Genomic DNA, 2,099 nt, shown 5'->3' with positions numbered 1-2,099 from the left:
CAATGCGCAGATCGAGGAGCTGAACCAGGGGCTGCCTACCCGGTTGGAGCTTGAAGCCGCCGCGGATGACCTCTTCAACCGGGCCGGTGCTCTGTCGGGCGTGGACGCGAAGTACCTGGGTGAAACGCGGGCCGAGTTCTCCAAGGACTTCGCGGAGACCACCCGGAACCTGCCCGACTCGGACGGCCCCGAGACGCGCAGGCTCCCGCATGACGAGTGGACGCACAACCGCCACAAGCTCGAACCGGCGGTGGACCAGCTGTTCGACCGCTGGCGTGCGCGGTTCGATGCCAAGGTCGTCGAAGAGGGTCTGCGGTCGGAGACCGAGCAGATGCTCAAGTCCGACAAGTTTTTCTGGCGCGGGGTCTCGCGGTACGACGATCGGCTGTTCGACGCCGTGGACGACGCCGCGGTGCTGTCCGGGTACCACGAGGATCTGCTGAAGGCGGCGGGGTCCGAGGACGCGCCTTCGCCCGGGGAGCGGTCGGCCAAGGACTGGGCCGACTATGGCGAGCGGCTGACTGGCGCGCATAAGCAGATGAACGGCCAGCTGCGGGCCCGGTTCGAGTACCAGATAGGTCTGGAGCAGCAGCTGCGGGCGGCGGAGGCCCGGTTCCGGGAACTGGACGTGAGTGGTGCGGCCGCGGACCGTGTCTTCGACGACTTCCGTGCAGAGGTCACCCGTGGTTACCGGGAGAAGGTCGGCTGGCCGGACCGGTATGCGTGGGGCGAGGGCCAGCTCGCCCAGCGTGAACAGAGCTTCCGCGACGAGGACTTCGAGCCTGCCGCCCGTTCGCTGCCGGATCGCCTGCAGTTCGAGCGGGGGGCGGAGCAGGCGTTGCAGGAGGGGGCTGTCCGGCTCCATGACGTGACGTCCATCCTCAGCGAGACCGGTCACGTCACCAGGAAGTACGCGGTGAGTGATGAGACGTTCGATGAGCTGACGCAGGGCGCCCGTACTGGATTCGCGACGCGATATCACGAGATCTACCGCCCGCAGCAGCAGCGGGACATGGCGGCCTGGCTGGAGGCGGAGAAGAACGGGGACGACGCCTTCGCCAGCGCGCTGGCCCGCAGGACGGCGGAGTTCGAGTACGAGTCGCCGCAGGCGGTGCAGGAACGGCAGGATGCCGCCGCTGCGCAGGCCGCCTGGCGAGAGGGGCTGCAGCGGAGCTTTCGCGACTTCGCCGGCAAGGGGTGGGTGCTGGAGGACCTCCAGAAGTCCGTCGGGCTGGACGCGAAGGGGCTGAGGTCGCCTCACGCACGCACGGGTTATGAGCAGGGCCTGGAAACGTTGCGAAAAGAGTTCTCGGAGAGCTGGGACACGGCGCGGCAGCAGAGCCCCGATGACGTCGGCACCGTCCGTGAGGAACTGGTTCAGGAGACGCGAGAGCGCTGGGAGGCCCTGGCGGAGGAAGCCAGGGCGACCGAGGAAGCGTACCGGCAGCGGCGCGAGAACCCGACCTGGACGCTGCGTTACCCCGATCCGCACATCAGCCGTGACGAGTTCCCTGTGTCCTTTGCGGAGGAGGACGCGCCAGGGCCACAGCAGACCATGGAGCAGCTGCTGGAGGAGGAGGCGCTGGGCTACCCCGGGGCCGAGCGGCTTACGACCCACGCGCCCGGAGAACCCGCCGTGGGTACCCGCGCCGAGGCGGCGCGCGTCGAGCGGGCGGCGCACTCGGACGCAGTCGAGCAGACCGCTCGGCAGCGCCCCGATCGTGAGTTCTCGGGGACCGGCGAGGGCGGTCGCGTCGCTGATCCGGCAGTGCGTCCCCGCCCGGCCGCCGCCTACAACGGCCATGGTGCGGGCGAGCGGTCGGGGGCGACCGCGACGCCGTGGCGGCCCGCGGCAGGCGAGTCCGGGACGTCCACGGCCGAGTTCCGTTCACCGGGGGATGAGCCGGGCACGCCCGTCGGTGAGTCCGGTCCGTCCGGCGCCGGGTCCGGCCCGTCCGCTGCCGGGTCCGGCCCGTCCGCTGCCGCGCCGACGGGGGAGGCCGAGACGGCCGGCGCCAACTCCTGTTCCGGCATCGCCCAGGACACCTGGTCCTTCAGCCACATCTTCGAGCCGTTCACGCGCGGCGTCGGTATCGGCA

General features: G+C 70.3%; 1 pseudogene. It reads left to right on the top strand.

The features are described 5' to 3' along the window. A pseudogene (locus ABZ656_RS56605) lies at positions 1 to 2,099 on the top strand (hypothetical protein); the annotation flags it as partial.

It is taken from the genome of Streptomyces sp. NPDC007095 (genome assembly GCF_040634475.1).
Classification (GTDB): domain Bacteria; phylum Actinomycetota; class Actinomycetes; order Streptomycetales; family Streptomycetaceae; genus Streptomyces.
Note: the sequence above shows the minus strand (reverse complement) of the source record. Positions and strands in the feature narration are given on the sequence as shown.